Genomic DNA, 20,196 nt, shown 5'->3' with positions numbered 1-20,196 from the left:
CAGCGTACGTTGACATTCGTAGCAATTGCTACGAATTTTGAGGCCAACGGTTCACGCCAAAACCAACGATAGATAGGACACCGCATGACCAAGTCGTTCGCCTCGCAGGGAGACATGGCGGAAAAGGAAATTTCCTTCACCGAGATCGGGGACGGGCTCTACGCGTTTACCGCCGAGGGCGATCCGAACACGGGCGTCATCATCGGCGACGACAGCGTCATGATCGTAGAGGCACAGGCAACGCCGCGTCTGGCCCGCAAGGTCATCGACTGCGTGCGGTCGGTGACGGACAAACCGATCAGCCATGTAGTTTTGACGCACTACCATGCCGTCCGCGTGCTGGGGGCTTCGGCCTTCAATGCGCCGCAGATCGTCATGTCGGAGAAGGCCCGGTCGATGGTGGTCGAACGCGGTCAAGAGGACTGGGACAGCGAATTCGCCCGTTTCCCAAGGCTGTTCCAGGGGCACGAGGAAATCCCCGGCCTCACCTGGCCGACGACGACGTTCAACGACCGCATGACCGTCTATCTTGGACAGCGGCGGGTCGACATCATGCATCTGGGCCGCGCGCACACGGCAGGCGACGCGGTGATCTTCGTGCCGGATCAAAACGTTATGTTCACCGGCGATATCGTCGAATATCATTCCGCCTGTTATTGCGGCGACGGCCATTTCCACGATTGGACCGGGACACTGGACCGGATCCGCAGGTTCGATCTGGACGCCATCGCACCCGGACGGGGCGATGCGTTGGTCGGGCGCGACATGGTCAATGCCGCGCTGGATTCCACCGCCGATTTCGTGCGCTCCACCTATGCCCCGGCTGCCAAAGTCGCCCTGCGGGGCGGCACGCTGAAAGAGGCGTGGGATGCGGTGCGCGAGGTGTGCGATCCGAAGTTCAAGGATTACGCGATCTACGAACACTGCCTGCCCTTCAACGTCGCCCGCGCCTTTGACGAGGCCCGCGATATCGACACGCCGCGCATCTGGACGGCGCAGCGCGATCTGGAGATGTGGGAGGCGCTTCAGAAATGAACGCACCGCTGCGCGACCGATATCCGCTTGCGTTTCGCCTGTACCCCTACCGGCGGTCGGCGGATCAGGACGCCAGCACCCCGGCGCGACACTCGGTCGTGATCGTGGGTGCCGGACCGGTCGGTCTGGCGCTGGCGCTTGACCTCGGACAGAAGGGTACGCCCGTGATTGTTCTGGACGATCACGAGGGCGTGGGCCTTGGCAGTCGCGCGATCTGTTTCGCCAAGCGCACGCTTGAAATCATGCACCGCGTTGGTGCCGGGGCCGAGATGGTCGACAAGGGTGTGGTCTGGCAGAAGGGCCGCGTCTTCCGCGACCGGGACGAGGTGTTCGCCTTCGACCTGCTCCCCGAGGAAGGCCACCGCTGCCCCGCCTTCATCAACCTGCAACAGCCCCATTTCGAACGGTTCCAGATGGAGGCCGTCACCCGTGCCCAAACCGCCGGAGCTCCGATTGACGTGCGCGGCAAGAACCGCGTCGATGCGCTGACGGACATGGGCGATCATGTCCTGCTCGACATCATGACGCCGGATGGCCCCTACCGGATCGCGGCGGATTACGTCGTCGCCTGTGACGGTGCGAAGTCTCCGATCCGCGAGAGGCTGGGCCTTGGTTTCGACGGGCGCGTGTTCGAGGACAATTTCCTGATCGCCGACGTCAAGATGACCGCCGACTTTCCGACCGAACGCTGGTTCTGGTTCGAGCCGTGGTTCAAATCCGGGTCTTCCGCGCTCTTGCACAAACAGCCCGACGATATCTGGCGCATCGACTTCCAGCTTGGTTGGGATATCGACCGGAACACCGAGCTGCGCCCCGAGAAAGTCCGCGCGCGGGTGGACCAGATGCTGGGGCCGGATGTGGAGTATGAACTGGACTGGGTGTCGATTTACACGTTCCAATGCCGCCGGATGGAACGGTTCCGCCACGGGCGGGTGCTTTTCGCCGGCGACAGCGCGCACCAGGTGTCGCCCTTCGGCGCGCGCGGGGCCAACTCGGGCGTTCAGGATGCCGACAATCTGGGCTGGAAGCTAAGTGCGGTTCTGAACGGTCACGCGCCCGAGACGTTGCTCGACAGCTACGACCACGAACGCCTGCAAGCGGCGGACGAGAATATCCTGAACTCCACCCGCTCCACCGATTTCCTGACGCCCAAGTCCAGAACATCCAAGCTGTTCCGCGATGCCGTCCTGACCCTTGCCCGCGAACACGCATTCGCGCGGCCCCTGATCAATTCCGGGCGGCTGAGCACGCCGTGCGTGTATGACGGCTCACCGCTGAACACGCCCGACGCGCTGGAGGGCGGACCCGCCCGCACGCGGCCAGGGGCCTGTTGCCCGGACGCGCCGGTGGGCAACGGGTTTCTTCTGGATCACCTTGGCGGGCGTTTCACGCTGCTGTCGCTTGGAGCGGTTGGACCCCAGATCGACGGGGTAACGACGCTCTCCCTGACAGGTGACGCGCTTGGCCCGGAGCTTGCCGACAGATACCTTGGCCCCGCACCACAGGCCCACTACCTCGTGCGACCCGATCAGCACATCGCGGCGCGATGGGGGTCGGCGTCGGCAAACGACATCGAAGCAGCCCTGCGCCGGGCGATGGGGGCGGCATGAGCGACCTGATCCTGGAGCCGAACATCCCGGACCCCGACGGCTTCTACGCCGATCTGCTTGCCGCGCACGAGGGCCTATCGGATGACGAAAGCGCCGCGTTGAACGCGCGCCTCATTCTGATCCTTGCCAATCACATCGGCGACCGCGCTGTCCTGCGCGACGCCCTGACAGCCGCAAAGGGAGATCGCCCATGACGTCTCAGGATATCAGCCCAATGATTCAGGCCACCGGGAATGCCCTGACCCCGGGCTATATGCCGGGCTGGGGAAACGATTTCGAAACAGAGGCTTTGCCGGGGGCCTTGCCGCAGGGCATGAACTCTCCGCAGAAGGTGAATTACGGGCTTTATGGCGAGCAATTGTCCGGCACCGCCTTTACTCAGCCCGGCCCTGAACGCACCTGGTGCTATCGCATCCGGCCTTCGGTCAAACACACCACCCGCTTCAAACGGACCCAACTGCCCTATTGGAAAACCGCGCCGCATGTGGTCGAGGATGTGACGTCTCTGGGCCAGTACCGTTGGGATCCGGTTCCGCATTCCGATGAACCGCTGACGTGGCTGACGGGGATGCGCACCATGACCACGGCGGGCGATGTGAACACGCAGGTCGGCATGGCGGCGCATGTCTACCTTGTCACGCAAAGCATGGAAGATGCCTATTTCTACTCGGCCGACAGCGAATTGCTTGTCGTGCCGCAAGAAGGGCGGCTGCGCTTTGCGACAGAGCTTGGGATCATCGACATCGAACCCAAGGAAATCGCCATCCTGCCGCGCGGTCTTGTCTACCGCGTCGAGGTGCTCGATGGCCCCTGCCGGGGCTTTGTCTGCGAAAACTACGGTGCGAAATTCAACCTGCCCGACCGGGGGCCGATCGGGGCCAATTGCCTTGCCAATCCGCGCGACTTCAAGACGCCCGTCGCCGCGTTCGAGGACCGCGAAACACCGTCGACCGTCACCGTCAAATGGTGCGGCCAGTTCCATGAGACACAGATCGGACATTCGCCGCTCGATATCGTGGCGTGGCACGGAAATTACGCCCCCTGCAAATACGATCTGCGCAGCTATTGCCCGGTGGGTGCGATCCTCTTCGATCATCCCGATCCGTCCATCTTCACCGTGCTGACCGCGCCATCGGGGCATCCGGGGGTCGCGAATATCGACTTCGTGCTGTTCCGCGAACGCTGGCTCGTGGCCGAGGACACGTTCCGCCCGCCGTGGTACCACAAGAACGTCATGTCCGAGCTGATGGGCAACATCTATGGCCAGTACGACGCAAAACCGCAGGGGTTCGTGCCGGGCGGTGTATCGCTTCACAACATGATGCTGCCGCACGGGCCGGACCGCGATGCGTTCGAACGGGCCTCCAACGCCAATCTCGGCCCCGACAAGCTGGACCAGACGATGAGCTTCATGTTCGAAACCCGCTTCCCACAGCATCTGACCGAATTTGCCGGGAAAGAGGCCCCGATGCAGGACGATTACATCGACTGCTGGACATCGCTGGAAAAGAAGTTCGACGGAGCGCCGGGCAAGAAATGAGGCGTCACCGACAAGCACCCCGGAGCGGCGGATGCCCCTGATACGGTCGTGGATCGACAGCGCAAACGCGCCGGATACGGGATTTCCGGTCAACAACCTGCCCTACGGCGTGTTCTCGACACCCGGCAGTCAGCCTCGCCTCGGGACGGCAGTGGGGGACCGGATTCTCGATCTCCACGCGCTCGAGGCGAACGGCATCGTCGATTTCGGCGGCACGTTGCAAGGCACCAATTGGAACGCCTTTATGGCGCTGGGTCCCGCAGCGTGGGCGGATTTGCGTCGCACGCTGCGGGACCTTCTGCGCGAAGATAGCGCGGATCAGGACAGGCTACGGCCCTTGCTCACCCCGATGGCCGACGCGCGCCTGCATATGCCCTTCGCAGTGACGGAGTTCACCGATTTCTACGCCAGCCTGCACCATGCCACCAATGTCGGTACGATGTTCCGGGGGCCGGAGAACGCCTTGCCCCCGAACTGGCTGCACATGCCCATCGGCTATAACGGGCGTGCATCGTCCGTGGTCGTATCCGGCACACCGGTCACGCGGCCCCTCGGTCAGGTCAAGGGACCGGACCACGACACGCCGTCCTTCCAACCCTCGCGCCGCTTCGATCTGGAGCTCGAACTCGGGGCGGTTGTCGGCGTTGCCTCGGACGGGCCGCTGACGGTGGACGAGGCGTTTGACAATATCTTCGGCTACGTCCTGCTCAACGATTGGTCGGCGCGGGACATTCAGGCGTGGGAATACCAACCGCTCGGACCGTTTCAGGCAAAGGCGACGGCCACAACCATCAGCCCGTGGATCGTCACCGCCGCGGCGTTGGAGCCATTCCGCGTCTTAACGCCCGAGCGCAAAGCGCCGTTACTCCCGCATCTGGCCGATACCGGGCCAATGCTCTACGACATCGCGCTGAGCGTCGGGCTAGCCCCCGAAGGCCGCGCGGAAACCGTGATCGCGCGGACCAATTACCGCGAGATGTATTATTCTTCGGCCCAGCAACTCGCCCATCACAGCTCAAGCGGATGCCCGATGCGGGTTGGCGACCTTTTGGGGTCAGGGACGATCTCTGGCCCTGATCCCCATGCACGCGGGTCGCTGCTGGAGCTAAGCTGGGGCGGCAAAGAGCCGCTGACGCTGGACACCGGCGACACGCGCAGCTTTATCGAAGACGGGGACACGATCACGCTGCGCGGCCATGCACAGGGCGTCGGGTATCGGATCGGGTTCGGCGAATGCTCTGGTAAGGTTCTTCCAGCGCGGTCCGTGCGCACCTAAGGGGTATCAGCGTTCATCCCAGTTGGGCGCCTTCCGCCCGCGATACTTCATCGTCACCTTTTCCGGCGCATCGTCCTCATCAACCACACCCAGCAAGACGCCGGTCGTGTTCGGTTTGCGCCGATTGCCCAGCAGGGTCTGGGTGGAGATGGTGGTTCGCTGCGACGGTCGCCGCGCCCACAGGTCAAGCGCGTTGCGCAGCCTGCCAATGACGCCGGAATATCGCGCGTCCCCACCAAGGTCGGTCAGTTCGTCAGGATCGGTTTGCAGGTCGAACAGCATCGGGCGAAACCCGCCTTCGAAATGGATCATCTTCCAGCGCGCATCGGCAATCATGAAAATCCGCGCCTCACTCGTGTTAAGGCCCAGCGCATCGGCCAAGGGGCGCATGGAATAATCCAGTTCGGAAATGACATACTCCCGGAACGGCCCGTCTTGTGATCCGAAAAGCAGCGGCAGAAGCGATTGCCCTTCGAAGACATGATCGAGGGCCGCCGCGTCGCCACCGGCGATGTCGACAAATGTCGGCACAAGGTCGATCGCCTGAACCAGCGCATCGCAGACGGTGCCGCGCGTTGCGTCCGCCTCTGGCGACGGATCGTAGATGATGAGTGGCACCTTGACCGCCGTGTCGTGGAAGAACGTCTTTTCACCCATCCAGTGATCGCCAAGGTAATCGCCGTGGTCGGAGGTGACGACGATCATCGTGTCCTTCATCCGGCCTGTCGCCTCGAGCCAATCCAGCAACACGCCCATTTGGTCGTCGCACTGCTTGATAAGCCCCATATAGGCGCGCAACACCTTCTCGCGCACGTCATCGCGCGCAAACGCCTTGGACACGGGCGCGCCCATCATGCCCTTGAACACCGGGTGCGCCGCGTCCCGTTCGGCATCGCTCCGCACCACCGGCAGGAATTGCTCGGGCCCATACATGTCGTGATAGGGCGCGGGCACGATATAGGGCCAATGCGGCTTGATGTAGGACAGATGGCAACACCAGGGCGTGTCGCCCTGCGCCGCGATGAACTCCATGCCTCTACGGGTGAGGTATGGCGTTTCGCTGTCCTCTTCGTCGATATTCGCGGGCTGGTCGCTGTTCTTGAGGAACCAGCCGGACAGCACGTTGCCTTCTCCGTCATTGGCGGAGTTGGCGTAGTCGTGCCAAGGGTTGTCACTCTCGTAACCCTTGCCGCGCAGGTAGGCGTTGTATTTCAGCGCGCCGCCTTCGTCATAGAACCCACCCGGCCCTTCCGGGCGCATCCCGTCGTCGCGTTCGAAGATGTCGAAGCCGCATTCCGACACCCGCGCGCCGATCACGCTGTCGGGTTCGAGCCCAAGGCGCGCCATGCCTTCGGCATCCGCCTGCATATGGGTCTTGCCGACCAGCCAACAGCCCATCCCCGCATCGCGCAGGTGATCGCCCATCGTCCGTTCGCCGATCTTCAAAGGCACGTTGTTCGAACTGGCCCCGTGGCTTTGGACATAGCGCCCCGTGTAGGTCGACATCCGGGACGGACCGCACAGCGGCGCCTGGACATACGCCTTGTCGAACCGGACGCCCTTGGCCGCGAGCCGGTCGATATTCGGCGTGTCGAGATGCGGATGGCCATAGCAGCTCAGGTAATCCCAGCGAAGCTGATCGAACATGATGAAAAGGATGTTCTTTGCCTTGGCCATTCAAGCGGTCCCGTCCAGTGTGCCTGCGTCGTGCAGCCACGGTTTTGAACCACAGCTTGCCGGACCACGCCAGCCTGTCCGTTGCATCGGATCGTCAGGCGTCGCGGTCCATGATCCATGCGAGCTCGGGCGCCGGAACGAACCGCCATTTGCGCAGCGGCCCGGCCATGACATTGAGGTAATACATTTCGAACCCGTAAGGCGCGCCACAGGGATGGTGCCCGCGCGGGACCAGAACGACATCACCATCCTTCACGGCCATCGTCTCATCCAACTGGCCGTCATCGGTGTAGACCCGCTGGATGCCGAAACCGTCGGCGGGATTTAGGCGGTGGTAATAAGTCTCTTCGAGATAGGTGATGCGTGGAAAGTCGTCCTCGTCGTGCCGGTGGCTGGGATAGCTCGACCAGTGGCCGTTCGGCGTGAACACTTCGGTCACGAGCAAACTGTCCGCGTAATCCTCGTTCTCCATCGCGATGTTGTTGATATAGCGGGTGTTCACCCCCTTGCCGCGTTCGGTGAGCGTGATGCCATCCGGCCCGATCCGGCGCGCCGTGTGACCGCCTTTGCCAGGGGCCGAACAGACCGCAATCGTGCAGTCGGTTTCCGCCGTTGCCGTCCAGTCGCTGTCGTTCGGCAGGTAAAGGCAATGCGGCGGCGTCTTTTCGAACACGTCCATGCGGTCGCCCAGCACGCCCCAATCCTGCCCTGCGCCCGTGATCGCTGCCTTGCCCTCGACCATGACGAGGATCACCTCGCGGTCGCCGGTGGCTTCGGTCACGGTTTCGCCCGCGCGCAGGCGGTAGAGCGTAAACCCGACATAGCGCCACCCGGCCAAAGCCGGAGTGATGTCATGCACCTTGCCGTGAGTTCCAACAGGTTTGCGAAGCAGATCAGCCATTATGTCCGTCCTTGTTCGAAGCCGAGGCAGCCACAGGGTTGCCCCGGCCTTGTTTGAGGGAAAGCGCGGATCACGCCGCCTGCCGGGTCGCCATCTGGCCGAGCGCGTCGGCAAGTTGCGCATCGGTCCAGCCCTCTGCCACCGCGCGACGCAAAAGGTCGGCTTGGCTTTCCGGCGCAAGGCCTCCGACCGGTGGATCGGTGTCGAGGTTGGTCGGGAAACTATAGCCTTCCGCACAGGCCGCAATCGCGGCGTCGAGCTCAGCCGCCGACAATCGTCCGCCCTGCTTCAGAGCGATCAGCGCCGGGAACACCGTGGCGCTCATGGTGCGGCGGTCCACCGCCTCGGTCGCGCGTCCAAACGCTGACGACACCTGAAGCAGGTTCACCAATCGGTTGATATCGGCGCTGCGGTTCTCGCCAGCCGCGTGGAACAGCGCCGGGTTAAAGAACACCGCGTCGCCCTTTTCCAGCGGCAACTGGATGTGGGCTTCTTCGAAATGAGCGCGGTGGTCGGCGTCGTGACATGCGAGATAGCCCGCCGGATAAAGCTGCGAAAACGGCAGCAGCTTGGTCGGCCCGCTTTCGATCGGCATGTCGCAATGCGCGACGGCCCCCTGAAGCGTGAGCGCCGCAGAGAGCTCATGCGCGTGCGCCGGAAACCGCGCGGCTTGCTCCGCGCCTTGGAAGCCCAAATGATAATCTCTGTGCGCCGATTGCGCCTTGCCGCCGGGCCGCACCTGGTTGACCTGCGCAGTCACCTGGTAGTTCGGTCCGAGCCACGCCTCGCAGGCTGCCGCGATGGACGTGTTGCCGTAGTAGAGCGCAAATCCTTCGGGGTCGCGCAGGCATTGCTTTTGGAGGGAATTCCAGACCCGGTCATTGGCTCCCGATGCGGCGAAATGGTCGCCCTTGCCTGCGGAACTGGCCTTTTCCTCGGCAATGATCGCGTCGAACACTCCGGACGCGCGGTCAATCACATCCATGTCGCTATAGGCGCGTTTCAAGGCAATCACGCCTGCGGATTGGCGGAAGACCCGCGCCCATTCCGCCATCAACGCACGGCGCTTGTCGGCATTGTCCAGCACAGGCCGCAATTCCGCCATGTCATAGATCGGAACATTCTTTTCGATCCCGGCGGCATGGGGCACCTCCGCCGGATCGAGCTGTTGCGAGGTCAGCATCTTGAATTCATCCAGATCGCAGGACTCCCGATCGAAGTAACCGATATAGCCGAATGCCTGATCTCCCATGTCGTCCTCCTTTACATGGCGTGCGGTGCGGACCCCGATCCGGGGCCTGTGAACCCTTAGGGCGCAATCTCCAGACCCGAGGCGCCGGAAATAGCGCGGATGTGGTCGTAGCCCATCTCGGAATAGTCAAAGGGCGGTGCCTTGGCGGGGTCCTGTTCCGCCTCGACCACGATCCAGCCGTCATAGCCCATCGCATTGAGCCGGTCGGTGATCGCCTGAAAGTCGATACAGCCATCCGGGTCGCCGGGCACCGTGTAGACGCCAGCGGCGACACCATCGAGAAAGCTGCGATCCTCGGCGCGAACCCAGTCCAGAACCGGTTGGCGCACGTCCTTGAAATGCACGTGATGCACCCGGTCGCCCCACTTATCGAGCACCGCCAGAGGATCGGCCCCGGCGAAATGCAGGTGGCCCGTGTCGTAAAGCAGGGTCAGCGCGGGGTCGCTTCCCTCCATCAGCCAGTCGATATCGTCGGCATCCTGCACCATCGCTCCCATGTGGTGGTGGTAGGACAGCACGCAGCCCTGATCCGCCGACCATTTCGCCAGCTCGCCCAGTTTGGCGGCATAGCCCATGACCTCGTCACGGGTCAGTTTAGGGCGCTGGCTCACAGGTCGTGCCATGTCGCCCTGAATGGTGTTCGAGCATTCGGCATAAACGATGCAGGGCGCATTCAACGCGGCGAATTGCTCGACCTGCTGGCGGATGGCGGCTTTCTCAGTTTCTAGGTCGTTGACCATCAGATTGCCGGAGCACCAGCCACCGCACAGCGCGACGCCGTAGCGGTCAAGATAGGTACGCAGCCCCTCGGTATCGGCAGGCATACGGCGTCCGCGTTCGACCCCGTGGTAGCCGATGCGCGCGGCATCCTCCATCGCACCTTCGGTGGTGAAGGCGGCGGTCAGCTCCGGCAGGTCGTCATTCTGCCACGCGATCAGGGAAATCCCCAGTTTGACAGCCATCAATCGGCCCTTTGCAGTTTCTTGTTGGCGACATAGGCCTCATGCGCCGCGCGCACTTCGGCGCGGTCGGACACTTCGGGCACGCCCACTTCCCACCACGTGCCGCCATGTTCGGTGGACGGGTACGGGTCGGTGTCGATGACCACCACGTAGGGGCCTGTCTTGTCGTGCCTCTTGGAAAGCGCCTCTTCCAGCTCCGCGATGGAGCCGACCTTGACGCTTGTCGCACCCATGGCTTCGGCGTGTTTGGCAAAGTCGATGGCGCTGGGGTTCGCGTGAACCGCGTGATCCAGCAGATTGTTGAACTCCGCCCCGCCGGTGCCCATTTGCAGCCGGTTGATGCAGCCGAAGCCCCGATTGTCGGTCACGACCACGGTGAAGGGAATGCCCATCATCGCGGCGGTGGCCATTTCGGAATTCGCCATCATGTAGGTGCCGTCGCCGGCAAAGCAGATCACGTCCGCTTCGGGCTGGGCCATCTTTATACCCATGGCGCCCGCGATCTCGTAGCCCATGCAGGAAAAGCCGTACTCCATGTGGTAGCTGCCCGGCTTGCCCGCCTTCCACAGCTTGTGCAGCTCGCCCGGCATCGTGCCAGCGGCGCACATGACAACGGTTTCATCGGTCGCAGCGCGTTGCACCGCGCCGACCACTTGCATGTCGGTCGGAAGCGCGTTGCCCTCAGGCGCGTCGGTCAGCGGATCGACCTTGGCGAACCAGCCGTCCTTGAGCGACGCCGTCGGGGCGTCCGGGGCGTACCCCGCCAGTTCGATGGCCAATTCGGTCAGTCCCGCCCGCGCATCCGCCTGGATCGGCAAAGCACCGTGCTTCATCGCGTCATAAGCCTGCACGTTCAGGCTGATGAGTGTCCGGTTCGGGTTCGCGAATAGCCCCCAGGACCCGGTGGTGAAGTCCTGAAAACGGGTGCCGACACCGATCACCACATCCGCCTCGGCGCAGACCGTGTTCGCGGGTTCACCCCCCGTGACCCCCACGGGACCAAGGTTCAGCGGGTGATCCCACCGCAGCGCCGACTTGCCCGCCTGCGTTTCGACCACGGGGATGTTGTGCGCCTCGGCAAAGGATTTCAGATCGCCCGTCGCATCCGAGTAGTGCACGCCGCCCCCGGCCAGGATCACCGGGCGCTTGGCGGCGCGGATCACCTTGACCGCGCGGTGCAGTTCGTGGGGGTCGGGATGGATGCGGCGGCGGTGCCAGACGCGCGGCTCGAAAAAGCTTTCGGGGTAATCATAGGCTTCGGCCTGCACGTCCTGACAGAAGGCCAGTGTCGCAGGGCCGCAATCCGCCGGGTCGGTCATCGTCCGAAAGGCGCGCGGCAGGGCGGTCAGTAGATGCTCGGGCCGGGTGATGCGGTCGAAATAGCGGCTCACCGGGCGGAAGCAATCATTGGCAGTGACGGTGCCATCGGTAAAGACTTCGGGCTGTTGAAGAACCGGGTCGGGACCACGGTTGGCGAACACATCGCCCGGCAGAAAGAGCACCGGCAGACGGTTCACATGCGCCAGCGCGGCAGCCGTGACCATATTGGTGGCCCCGGGCCCGATGGAGGACGTGACCGCCATCGCGCGGGTACGGCGTAGCTGCTTGGCATAGGCGATCGCCGCGTGGGCCATCGTCTGTTCGTTGTGACCGCGATAGGTGGGAAGGGCGTCCCGCACGCCGTACAGCGCCTCGCCCAGACCGGCGACATTGCCATGCCCGAAAATGGCCCAGCAGCCCGCGATGAAGGTGTCGCCATCCTCGTTCAGCTGCGCTGTCAGGTAGCGCACCAGCGCCTGCGCGGCGGTCAGTCGAATTGTCTTGCTCATGCTGCGTCCTCCTGCGCGCCTGCGCGCGCCTCATCCCAAATATTGCAAAGCCGCGCGTAGCGGTCGGCCATCTGCGTTACTGCTTCGGCATCGCTCATCTGGCCTGCCAGCCATTTTCGCGCGGCATCCCCGAAAATCGTGCGCCCCACGGCAAAGCCCTTAACCAAGGGCTGTTTCGCCGCCAGGGCAAAACTTGCGGCCAAGTCCTCTTCCGGCGCATCGAGACCCAGAACCACGATTCCCCGTGTGCGCGGATCGTTGCGGGTGATTGCGGCGACCGCGTTTTCCCAGGCCCCTTCGGTCGTGAAGGGCTCCAGCTTCCACCAGTCAGGGTAGACCCCGGCGTCGTAGAACGTCTGGATCAACGTCGCCGTGGTGCTGTCATCCACCGGCCCGACCTTGGACGGGATCACTTCGAGCAGGAATTCGAGACCGTTGCGTCGCGCGGCGGCAAAGAGGCGCTTGACCCGTGCCACCTGCATCTTGGCCGTCTTGTCGTCATCCTCGGGGTGGCAGAACACCAAGAGCTTGACCACGTTCTCGCGCGCCCATTCGCGCAGGCCGCCGAGGTCGTCGCCCAGCTCCGGCTCAAATTCGATCGGGCGCGATCCCGGCAGTTCCGTGGGCCGTCCGATCCACAAACCGCTGCCGCTCGCACGGTGCAGGGCGGACCGTCCGATCCGGTTGTCGCAGAGGATTCCGTAACCGCTCTGCCCGCCTGCGACTTGCAAGGCGGCATCAAGGCACAGTTCCTTGAACACCGCGCCCTTTTCGGGCGTATGGCCCGCCATCTCTTCCAGTTGCAGCCGGTGATCGAAGGCAAAGGTCCTGAGGCTGGGCCAATCCCCCGCACGGTTTGTCGCCCAATGCACCTGTTCCAGCTCTGCGTCGTTGCGCAGATCGGGGCGGATGATGCCGCGGTCGAAGAAGAACTGAAGCTCTTCCCAGCTTGGATAAGCCGGGGTGCAGCCGTGGCGGCTGACCGCGAACGCGCCGCAGGCATTGGCGTATTTCAGGGAGGTGGGCCAGTCTTCGCCATCCAGCCACCCCTTGAGCAGGCCCGACATGAAGCCATCCCCGGCCCCGAGCACGTTGAACACCTCGATCGGGAAGCCCGGCCCCGCATCACCGTCGTCCAGACTGGCGGGAATATCGCCGGTGAAGGCAACCGCCCCCGCCGCGCCGCGCTTGCAAACGAGGGTCGCGTCCGACACGGCCCGGACCGCGCGCAGCGCCTCAAGGGTGTCTGTGGTGCCACCGGCGATGTGGAACTCTTCTTCCGTGCCGACGATCAGATCGAAGTAATGCAACGTGCTTTGAAGCTTGGCCGTGACAGCTGCGGACTCAACGAACCGGCTCTCGCCGTCGCCATGTCCGGCCACGCCCCAAAGGTTGGGCCGGTAGTCGATATCCAGCGCGGTCTGCATGCCCGCCTCGCGCGCGATGGTCAGCGCCTTGAGCGTCGCCGCCTCGACCCTCGGATGGCTGAGATGCGTGCCCGTCGCCACAACGGCGCGGGCGGAGCGGATGAACTCCGGGTCGATGTCATCCTCTGTCAGACCCATGTCGGCACAATTCTCGCGGTAGAAGATCAGCGGGAACTGTTCCTGATCGCGAATGCCCAGCAAGACCAGCGCGGTCAGGCGCTCGGGGTCGGTCTTGACGCCGGTCGTATCCACCCCTTCACGCGCCAATTGTTCGCGAATGAAGCGGCCCATATGTTCGTCGCCCACAGCAGTGATGACCGCCGATTTCATCCCGAGCCGCGCCGTTCCGCAGGCGATATTCGTGGGCGATCCGCCGATATATTTGTCGAACGAGCCCATATCCTCGAGCCGACCGCCGATTTGCGCGCCGTAAAGGTCGACCGAGGACCGTCCAATCGTGATCAGATCGCGTGTCTTGGTCATGGCTCAGCCTGTGATTTCCGAGACCTTGACGGCCCGGCCCTCTTCAACCGACTTCACCGCCGCATCGGCCAGGGCCAGCGCCATCAATCCGTCCTGCCCGGTTGTGGGCATCGGTGCATTGTCGGCCACGGCGGCGACGAAGGCGGCGATCTCATTGGCATAGGCCGCGACATAGCGCGTCATGAAGAAATTGAGCAGCGGCGGCGTTCCGAACCCGTCCTTGGTTGCAAGCTCGATATTCGCCTCTGCCATATTGCGCGCGCTCACCATGCCCGCCGATCCCAGCACTTCGATCCGCTGGTCATAGCCATAGGTTGCGCGGCGCGAATTGGTGATGACCGCCTGCTTGCCCGAGGCCGTGCGCAACATCACGTTGACGCTGTCGTAATCCCCAGCCTTGCCGATCTCCGGGTCGGTCAGGACCGACGCCTGCGCCATCACGGTTTCCACCTCCTCGCCCAGCAGCCAGCGGGCCATGTCGAAATCGTGAATCGTCATGTCCCGAAAGATGCCGCCCGAGACCTTAATGTAGTCGATGGGCGGTGTCCCTGGATCGCGCGAGGTGATGGTGATCATCTCGACCTCGCCCACACGGCCCCCGTCGATCGCGGATTTCAGCGCAATGAAATCCGGATCGAACCGACGGTTGAACCCGACCATCAGCGTCGCGCCTTCGGCCTTCACGGTCTCAAGACATTCCCGCACGCGGGTGAGACTCAGATCGATGGGCTTTTCGCAGAACATCGCCTTGCCCGCCTTGGCGAACCGCTCGATCAGATCGGCATGGGTGTTCGTCGGTGTGCAGATCGCAACCGCGTCCACATCATCGGAGTCCGCGATATCGTCGATGCTGCGAATGTCGCAGCCATAGCGATCCGCGACCGATCTGGCCGCCTCCGCTACCGGATCGGCGATGGCGACAAGCGTCGCGCCTTCGGTGGAGGTGACCGCCTTGGCATGCACCTGGCCGATCCGGCCCGCGCCAAGAATGGCAAATCTGACAGTCATGGGACTTCCTTTTCGCGCCCGCGCCTTCCCGCGCGGGTCTTTGAGTGTGATGGTCAGCGAAGCCGACAATGCGGCTCCTGCAATGGCACCGCTATGCGCGGGGCCGTTGGATTAGGCAACATCCTCGACATCGTATTCCGGCTGGGTCTTCGCCCCTGTGATATAGGCCACGACGTCCTGCCCATCCGTGTCTTCCTTGCGCAGGTTGGCGCAGATCCGGCCCCGGCGGAACACGACGATCCGATCCACAAGATCCATCACCTGCCGCATGTTGTGGCTGATCAGGATCAAAGGCTCTCCCTGCTCTTTCAGCGTTCGGATGATGTTCTCGACCTGCGCCGTTTCCTGCACACCCAACGCCGCCGTGGGTTCGTCCATGATCGTCAGCTTGGAGTGGAACGTCGCCGTGCGCGCGATGGCCACACATTGGCGCTGACCCCCGGACATGTTCTGGATCGTGTTGCGGATGTTGGGGATCTTGACCGCCGTCTTCTCCAACGCGGCGATCGTGTCCTGCCGCATCGCCTTGTAATCGAGCAACCGAAACGGGCCAAGCCAATCGAACTTCGTTTTCTCGCGCCCGAGAAACAGGTTGTCCGACACGTCGAGGTCATCGGCCAGCGCAAGGGTTTGGAACACCGCTTCGATCCCGGCCTCTCGCGCATCGAGCGGGCCCGCGAAATGCACCGGTTTACCGTCGAAGTATATCTCTCCGCGCGTGGGCTGTTCGACCCCGGTGATCTGCCGGACAAAGGTGGATTTCCCCGCGCCGTTGTCCCCCATGATCGCCACGTGTTCGCCCTTGCGCAAGGTGAAGGTTGCGTCCTGAAGGGCGTGCACCCCGCCGTAATGTTTGGTCAGGTTCCGTGTTTCCAGAATGATATCCGACATGATCGCCCCTCCCTATGACCGCATCATGGCGCGTTGCTGACGCCATTTGTCGAGAACGACCGCGCTGATGATAATCGCGCCCATGGCCATGATCTGAAAATACGCATCGAGCTTCACATAGGTGAACCCGGATTGGATCACGCCGAAGACCATCGCTCCCAGCACCGTCCCGATGATCGACCCACGCCCGCCGGTCAGGCTGACCCCGCCGATCACGGCCATGGCGATGGCGTAAAGCTCGTAGAACAGCCCCATACCGGATTGCGCCGTCAGGTTTTTGGAGCTCAGGATGATGGCCGCGAACGCCGCCAACATCGACGCGATCATGTAGACCATGACCTTGTGCCGCTTCACGTTGATCCCCGACATGCGCGCCGCGTCCTCGTTCGATCCGATGGCATAGGTGTGCTTGCCATAGACTGTGTAGCGCAGAAGCACGTGGCACAGGATGGCCAGCAGAACGAACCACACCACCGGCATCATACCCGCGCCCAGAGCGGCGTAGCTTTCGGTCGGAAAGGACACCGGCTGCCCCCGAGTCCACCACTGCGCGATGCCGCGGCAGATCAGGAACATGCCCAGCGTCGCGATGAAAGGCGGGATGCGGGTGAAGGCGATGAACATCCCGTTAATCGACCCAATGAAAGCACCAAAAGCCAGCCCCACGAGGATCGGAATGATGACCGGCAGATCAAAGGCCCAGGGACCGAACACCGCTTTCGGGTTCGGGTTGCCGTTGACCAACTCCGTCTGCGCGAAGGACATGACGATCATCGCCGTCGCCGCCACCAGCGGACCCGAGGACAGGTCGATCCCGCCCGAGATGATCACCTGCGTCACGCCAAGCGAGATGATCCCGATGATCGCGACTTGAAGGATGATGATCCGCAGTCGCGCTTCATTGAATATGGAATCGAACCGGTCGTTCGTGTCGAACAGGAAACTCTGCCCGTTCATGTAGGGCAGGACTTGCCCCAGGATTTCGAAGATCGCGACGATGATCACCAGCGCGATGAAAATGTTGACTTCGTTCGGCCAGCTGCGCTTCGAGTTGTCGTATTTCAGCCCGCCGGTCCCGTGCGTTATCTCCGCCATCTGTGACACTCCTGATCGATCTGATCTGCGCCCGTTGCGGGCAGGATACGTGGTTTCGGGCAGGGCACGCATCGCGCCCTACCCGCTTCTTCGAACCGCAATCAGTTGCGGTCGATGAAGTCGTCCAGGTTGGCGGGAGTGACCAGCTTGAACGGAATGTAGACCTTCTGATCGACGTCCTCTCCACGAGCGAGCGCCAGCGCCGCATCGACCGAGCCTTCGCCCTGACCGAAGGCATCCTGGAACACCGTGGCATCGAGATCGCCAGCCTGCATCGCGACCAGCGCGTCTTGGGTGGCATCAACACCCACCACGACAACGTCTTCCATCGAGATCCCGTTGGCCTTCATCGCCTGGATCGCACCGATGGCCATTTCGTCGTTGTTCGCGAACACGACCTGGAACTCTTCGCCGGAAGACAGCCAGTTGGTCATCAGATCCTGCGCCTCATCGCGCGACCAGTTCGCAGTCTGACGGTCAACGATCGTGATGAAGTTGCACATATCCATGCCCAGCACATCATCGACATCCTTGGTCCGCTGAACGGCGGCCTGGTTCGACAGCTGGCCCATCATAAGATAGCCCTGCGCACCCCCTGCGTGACCCATCGCGCGCAGCATCTTGCAGGCCTCGAACGCCGCGAGAGTGCCGGATTCGATCTCGTTCGATGCCACGAACGCCTGGTTGTCCGGCAGGTTGTCCACGTTGATCGGTTGGCGATTGACATAGACCAAGGGGATTCCGGCATCGGCGGCGGCCTGTGACATCGCGTCGGTCGCCGAAGTGTCCACCGCGTTCACGATGATCGCGTCCACGCCGGATGCGATGAAGTTGTTGATCTGGTCAAGCTGCTTGGCCACATCGTCCTGTGCATCTTCGACCTGTAGATCGACGCCGTCGATCCCTTCGGCATATTCCACCATGCCGTTGCGCATGACGGTCAGGAAATTGTCGTCGAAGCGTGCGATCGACGCGCCGATGGTTTCGGCCATCGCGGTCGTCGACATGAGGGCGGCGAGCCCGGCTGCGATCAAGGTTTTTTTCATTGGTTTAGTCCTCCCAAATTGGTGCCGGCACACCCGTTTTTCGCCGGAGCCCCCAAGGGGCGTTGCCCTTCACTCAGGCGGCTTCCGCCGCAAGCTGCGAAGAAATGAATTCGAACGATTTGCGGATCGCCGCTTGCGGTTCCGCCAAGGCGTGGATTTCGGGCGAAAAGCACTCGTAGGAAATCGGCCCATCATATCCTGCTTTCAGCAAGGCACGGATTTGATCGACATTCCCAAGCCGATCCCGCTCATCGACCAGAACGCGATCCGCGTCCTCCATCTGGTCGATGCCCAGCGTCGGATCGGTGACACCCGAGATATGCACGATGCCCGTCTGCGCCGGAAACATCGCCCCGCCCCCCGCGAGCGTGTGATGAAACGTGTCGTGCACGATCTTGAACACATGCTTCGCATCCAGCGCCGCGATGGTCTCCACCGTTTCCAGCTTTGATCGCAGGGACGAGCGGGCGAAGCCCAAGGGTTCGATCAGCGCGACCAAACCCGCGTCTTCGACCATCGGCTTGATATTCTTGAGCGCGATCCGCAGGTTGGCGTGCCGTTCGCCATTGCCGGTTTGCGTGCCGTCATTGCGCGGGATCAGACTGATGGTCTCGGCCCCAGAAGATTTCGCAGTGGTGATGAGATCGCGGACCTCCTTAAGGATATCGTCGGACCAGCTGTTGAACGGGTAGACCTGGCTTAGCCCGACCAGCCGGAGACCCTTGTCCCGGGCCATCTCTCCTGCCGCCTGCGCCGTCATACCATCGAACAAGGAACGCGTCAGATCGTTGCGGACTTCCACACCAACGCAGTCCAAAGATGCCGCCAGATCGAGAAACGCCTCGTAGCCAAGCGTGGGCACGGTCATGTGATTGAGCGCACGTTTCATCACGATCACATCCTCCCAAATGCTTCGCCAATCTTAACGTAGCGTAAGAAGTGTCCGGGTGGAGTGATTCCGTCAACAGCAAGCGGCGCATTTCACATCATCAATGATGCTTTATCTCGCCTCACAATGATGCTTTTACCTCATCATAGAATTTCCGGAAGGATGATCCGTGGGTCGAGAAAATGCTGCTCGACCGACGAAGACGCCGGATCAGAGCACGCCTTGATCGCAAGCGTGATCAAGCTTTGGCACACCTCCGCAAGCGGCGTGACAATGGCCATCTGGACATATCCATCCAAAAGCCCGGCTCGGCTGTCGGCCGTTACTTCGTTGACGATCAGACGGACTTTGCCCGGTGGGCGCACCTCTCGCAGAGCAGTTATCGCACCTTCCATACCGCCTCCGGCCACGTAGATGCCGCGCAGATCGGGATACCGCTCCAACAGGCTCAACGTCGCCTCGTAAGTGACCTGCCGTGTCTCGAGATTCACCAGGGTTTCCAGTGTTTCGAACCCCGGGCCGTTCTCTCGCATGAAAGCCCGGAAGCCGACTTCGCGCAGGTCGTGACCATGCCATCGATTGCCGCCGACAAAAATCGCCAGGCGCCCCGGCGTCGCCGTCTGCGTGAGCATCCAGGCCGCCTGCCGGCCGACCTTCATGTTGTTCAACCCTATGTAACTGCGCCGAATTCCCTGCGCGAAGTCATTGAGAAGGGAAAACACCGGCACATCCTTCGCCTTGAGGTCAGACACCACCTTATCAAGGCTTTGGTGATTGACGGCGACGGCGGCGACCGCGTCCGACACCTCTCCCAACCGTTGCAAAAGGTCGGCAAATTCCGTGGGGGATTGCGAGTTTGCAAACCGGATCGTGACCTTGCCGCGAATGTCGGTCCGCGCTGCGATGGCGCGTTCGATCTCGCTTCGAAAGGCCTGGTAGAACGGTTGCTTTTCTTTCAGGAGCAGCACCCCGATTTTGAGTTCGGGCACAGACGCATCCAGCCGGTGCTCCAGCAATCCGCGCGCGTGGTAGCCGACCTCCCGCGCCGCATCGGCGATCTTGCGCAAGGTTTCTTCGCGGACCTTGGCCCGGCCGTTCAATGCCCGGTCAATCGTCGCCGTGCTCAAGCCGGACACAAGGGCCACGTCCTTGATCGTTGCTCTGCGCGCCATACTGCGACCTCCGGATATCCATCTGTAAGCATCATCACGAATGATGGCTTTTCGGCAAGGCCACAGTTTTGGACTGCAAATTTTGCAACCTGTTGCAAAAGTT

The 20,196-nt window shown here is 62.5% G+C and carries 17 protein-coding genes; 5 read left to right on the top strand and 12 right to left on the bottom strand.

All coding sequences use genetic code 11. The features are described 5' to 3' along the window. The first annotated feature begins 84 nt into the window (after positions 1-84). Genes Q1B16_RS04600 through fahA form a run of 5 tightly spaced genes read left to right on the top strand, consistent with a single transcriptional unit; the run spans position 85 to position 5,461 of the window. Positions 85-1,035 carry an MBL fold metallo-hydrolase gene (locus Q1B16_RS04600; RefSeq protein WP_299785043.1) on the top strand — a complete coding sequence of 317 codons (951 nt, stop codon included), beginning with the start codon at positions 85-87 and terminating at the stop codon, positions 1,033-1,035. Further along, on the top strand, positions 1,032-2,645 hold the full coding sequence (locus tag Q1B16_RS04595; RefSeq protein WP_299785042.1) for an FAD-dependent oxidoreductase: 1,614 nt from the start codon (positions 1,032-1,034) through the stop codon (positions 2,643-2,645). Before Q1B16_RS04600 ends, Q1B16_RS04595 begins: the two co-directional genes overlap by 4 nt. Beyond that, positions 2,642-2,839, top strand: a complete 198-nt coding sequence (locus Q1B16_RS04590) for a DUF2783 domain-containing protein (protein WP_299785041.1) — start codon at positions 2,642-2,644, stop codon at positions 2,837-2,839. Before Q1B16_RS04595 ends, Q1B16_RS04590 begins: the two co-directional genes overlap by 4 nt. Then, complete coding sequence (gene hmgA, locus Q1B16_RS04585) at positions 2,836-4,185, top strand: homogentisate 1,2-dioxygenase (RefSeq protein WP_299785040.1); 1,350 nt, start codon at positions 2,836-2,838, stop codon at positions 4,183-4,185. Before Q1B16_RS04590 ends, hmgA begins: the two co-directional genes overlap by 4 nt. Before the next feature lie 31 nt (positions 4,186-4,216). Continuing rightward, complete coding sequence (fahA, locus tag Q1B16_RS04580) at positions 4,217-5,461, top strand: fumarylacetoacetase (RefSeq protein ID WP_299785039.1); 1,245 nt, start codon at positions 4,217-4,219, stop codon at positions 5,459-5,461. Positions 5,462-5,467: 6 nt separating this feature from the next. On the opposite strand, the gene Q1B16_RS04575 is transcribed toward fahA, so the two are convergent. The 12 genes from Q1B16_RS04575 to Q1B16_RS04520 form a co-directional block, all read right to left on the bottom strand. Then, positions 5,468-7,138 (bottom strand): sulfatase-like hydrolase/transferase, encoded by a 1,671-nt coding sequence (locus tag Q1B16_RS04575; RefSeq protein WP_299785038.1) that lies wholly within the window; start codon positions 7,136-7,138, stop codon positions 5,468-5,470. Between the two features lie 94 nt (positions 7,139-7,232). Further along, complete coding sequence (gene iolB / locus Q1B16_RS04570) at positions 7,233-8,039, bottom strand: 5-deoxy-glucuronate isomerase (protein WP_299785037.1); 807 nt, start codon at positions 8,037-8,039, stop codon at positions 7,233-7,235. 70 nt (positions 8,040-8,109) lie between these two features. Then, a complete protein-coding gene (locus tag Q1B16_RS04565; RefSeq protein ID WP_299785036.1) occupies positions 8,110-9,291 on the bottom strand; it encodes a phytanoyl-CoA dioxygenase family protein in 1,182 nt (393 codons plus the stop codon). Positions 9,292-9,347: 56 nt separating this feature from the next. Beyond that, the gene (iolE, locus tag Q1B16_RS04560) at positions 9,348-10,253 is read right to left on the bottom strand and encodes a myo-inosose-2 dehydratase (RefSeq protein ID WP_299785035.1); all 906 of its coding nucleotides are present in this window, start codon (positions 10,251-10,253) and stop codon (positions 9,348-9,350) included. Further along, positions 10,253-12,082: a 3D-(3,5/4)-trihydroxycyclohexane-1,2-dione acylhydrolase (decyclizing) gene (iolD, locus tag Q1B16_RS04555; protein WP_299785034.1), complete on the bottom strand. Its 1,830-nt coding sequence runs from the start codon at positions 12,080-12,082 to the stop codon at positions 10,253-10,255. Before iolD ends, iolE begins: the two co-directional genes overlap by 1 nt. Continuing rightward, a complete protein-coding gene (iolC, locus tag Q1B16_RS04550) occupies positions 12,079-13,992 on the bottom strand; it encodes a 5-dehydro-2-deoxygluconokinase (RefSeq protein WP_299785033.1) in 1,914 nt (637 codons plus the stop codon). Before iolC ends, iolD begins: the two co-directional genes overlap by 4 nt. Before the next feature lie 3 nt (positions 13,993-13,995). Beyond that, a complete protein-coding gene (iolG, locus tag Q1B16_RS04545) occupies positions 13,996-15,000 on the bottom strand; it encodes an inositol 2-dehydrogenase (protein WP_299785032.1) in 1,005 nt (334 codons plus the stop codon). A 111-nt stretch (positions 15,001-15,111) separates the two neighbouring features. Continuing rightward, positions 15,112-15,894 (bottom strand): ATP-binding cassette domain-containing protein, encoded by a 783-nt coding sequence (locus Q1B16_RS04540; protein ID WP_366140140.1) that lies wholly within the window; start codon positions 15,892-15,894, stop codon positions 15,112-15,114. A gap of 9 nt (positions 15,895-15,903) precedes the next feature. After that, the gene (locus Q1B16_RS04535; protein ID WP_299785030.1) at positions 15,904-16,986 is read right to left on the bottom strand and encodes an ABC transporter permease; all 1,083 of its coding nucleotides are present in this window, start codon (positions 16,984-16,986) and stop codon (positions 15,904-15,906) included. A gap of 101 nt (positions 16,987-17,087) precedes the next feature. After that, a complete protein-coding gene (locus Q1B16_RS04530) occupies positions 17,088-18,032 on the bottom strand; it encodes a sugar ABC transporter substrate-binding protein (RefSeq protein ID WP_299785029.1) in 945 nt (314 codons plus the stop codon). A gap of 73 nt (positions 18,033-18,105) precedes the next feature. Continuing rightward, a complete protein-coding gene (locus Q1B16_RS04525) occupies positions 18,106-18,921 on the bottom strand; it encodes a TIM barrel protein (RefSeq protein WP_299785028.1) in 816 nt (271 codons plus the stop codon). Positions 18,922-19,064: 143 nt separating this feature from the next. Further along, on the bottom strand, positions 19,065-20,093 hold the full coding sequence (locus Q1B16_RS04520) for a LacI family DNA-binding transcriptional regulator (protein ID WP_299785027.1): 1,029 nt from the start codon (positions 20,091-20,093) through the stop codon (positions 19,065-19,067). Between the last annotated feature and the right edge of the window lie 103 nt (positions 20,094-20,196).

It is taken from the genome of uncultured Marivita sp. (genome assembly GCF_947488135.1).
Lineage (GTDB): Bacteria > Pseudomonadota > Alphaproteobacteria > Rhodobacterales > Rhodobacteraceae > Marivita.
This window is presented reverse-complemented; position numbering and strand designations above follow the sequence as displayed.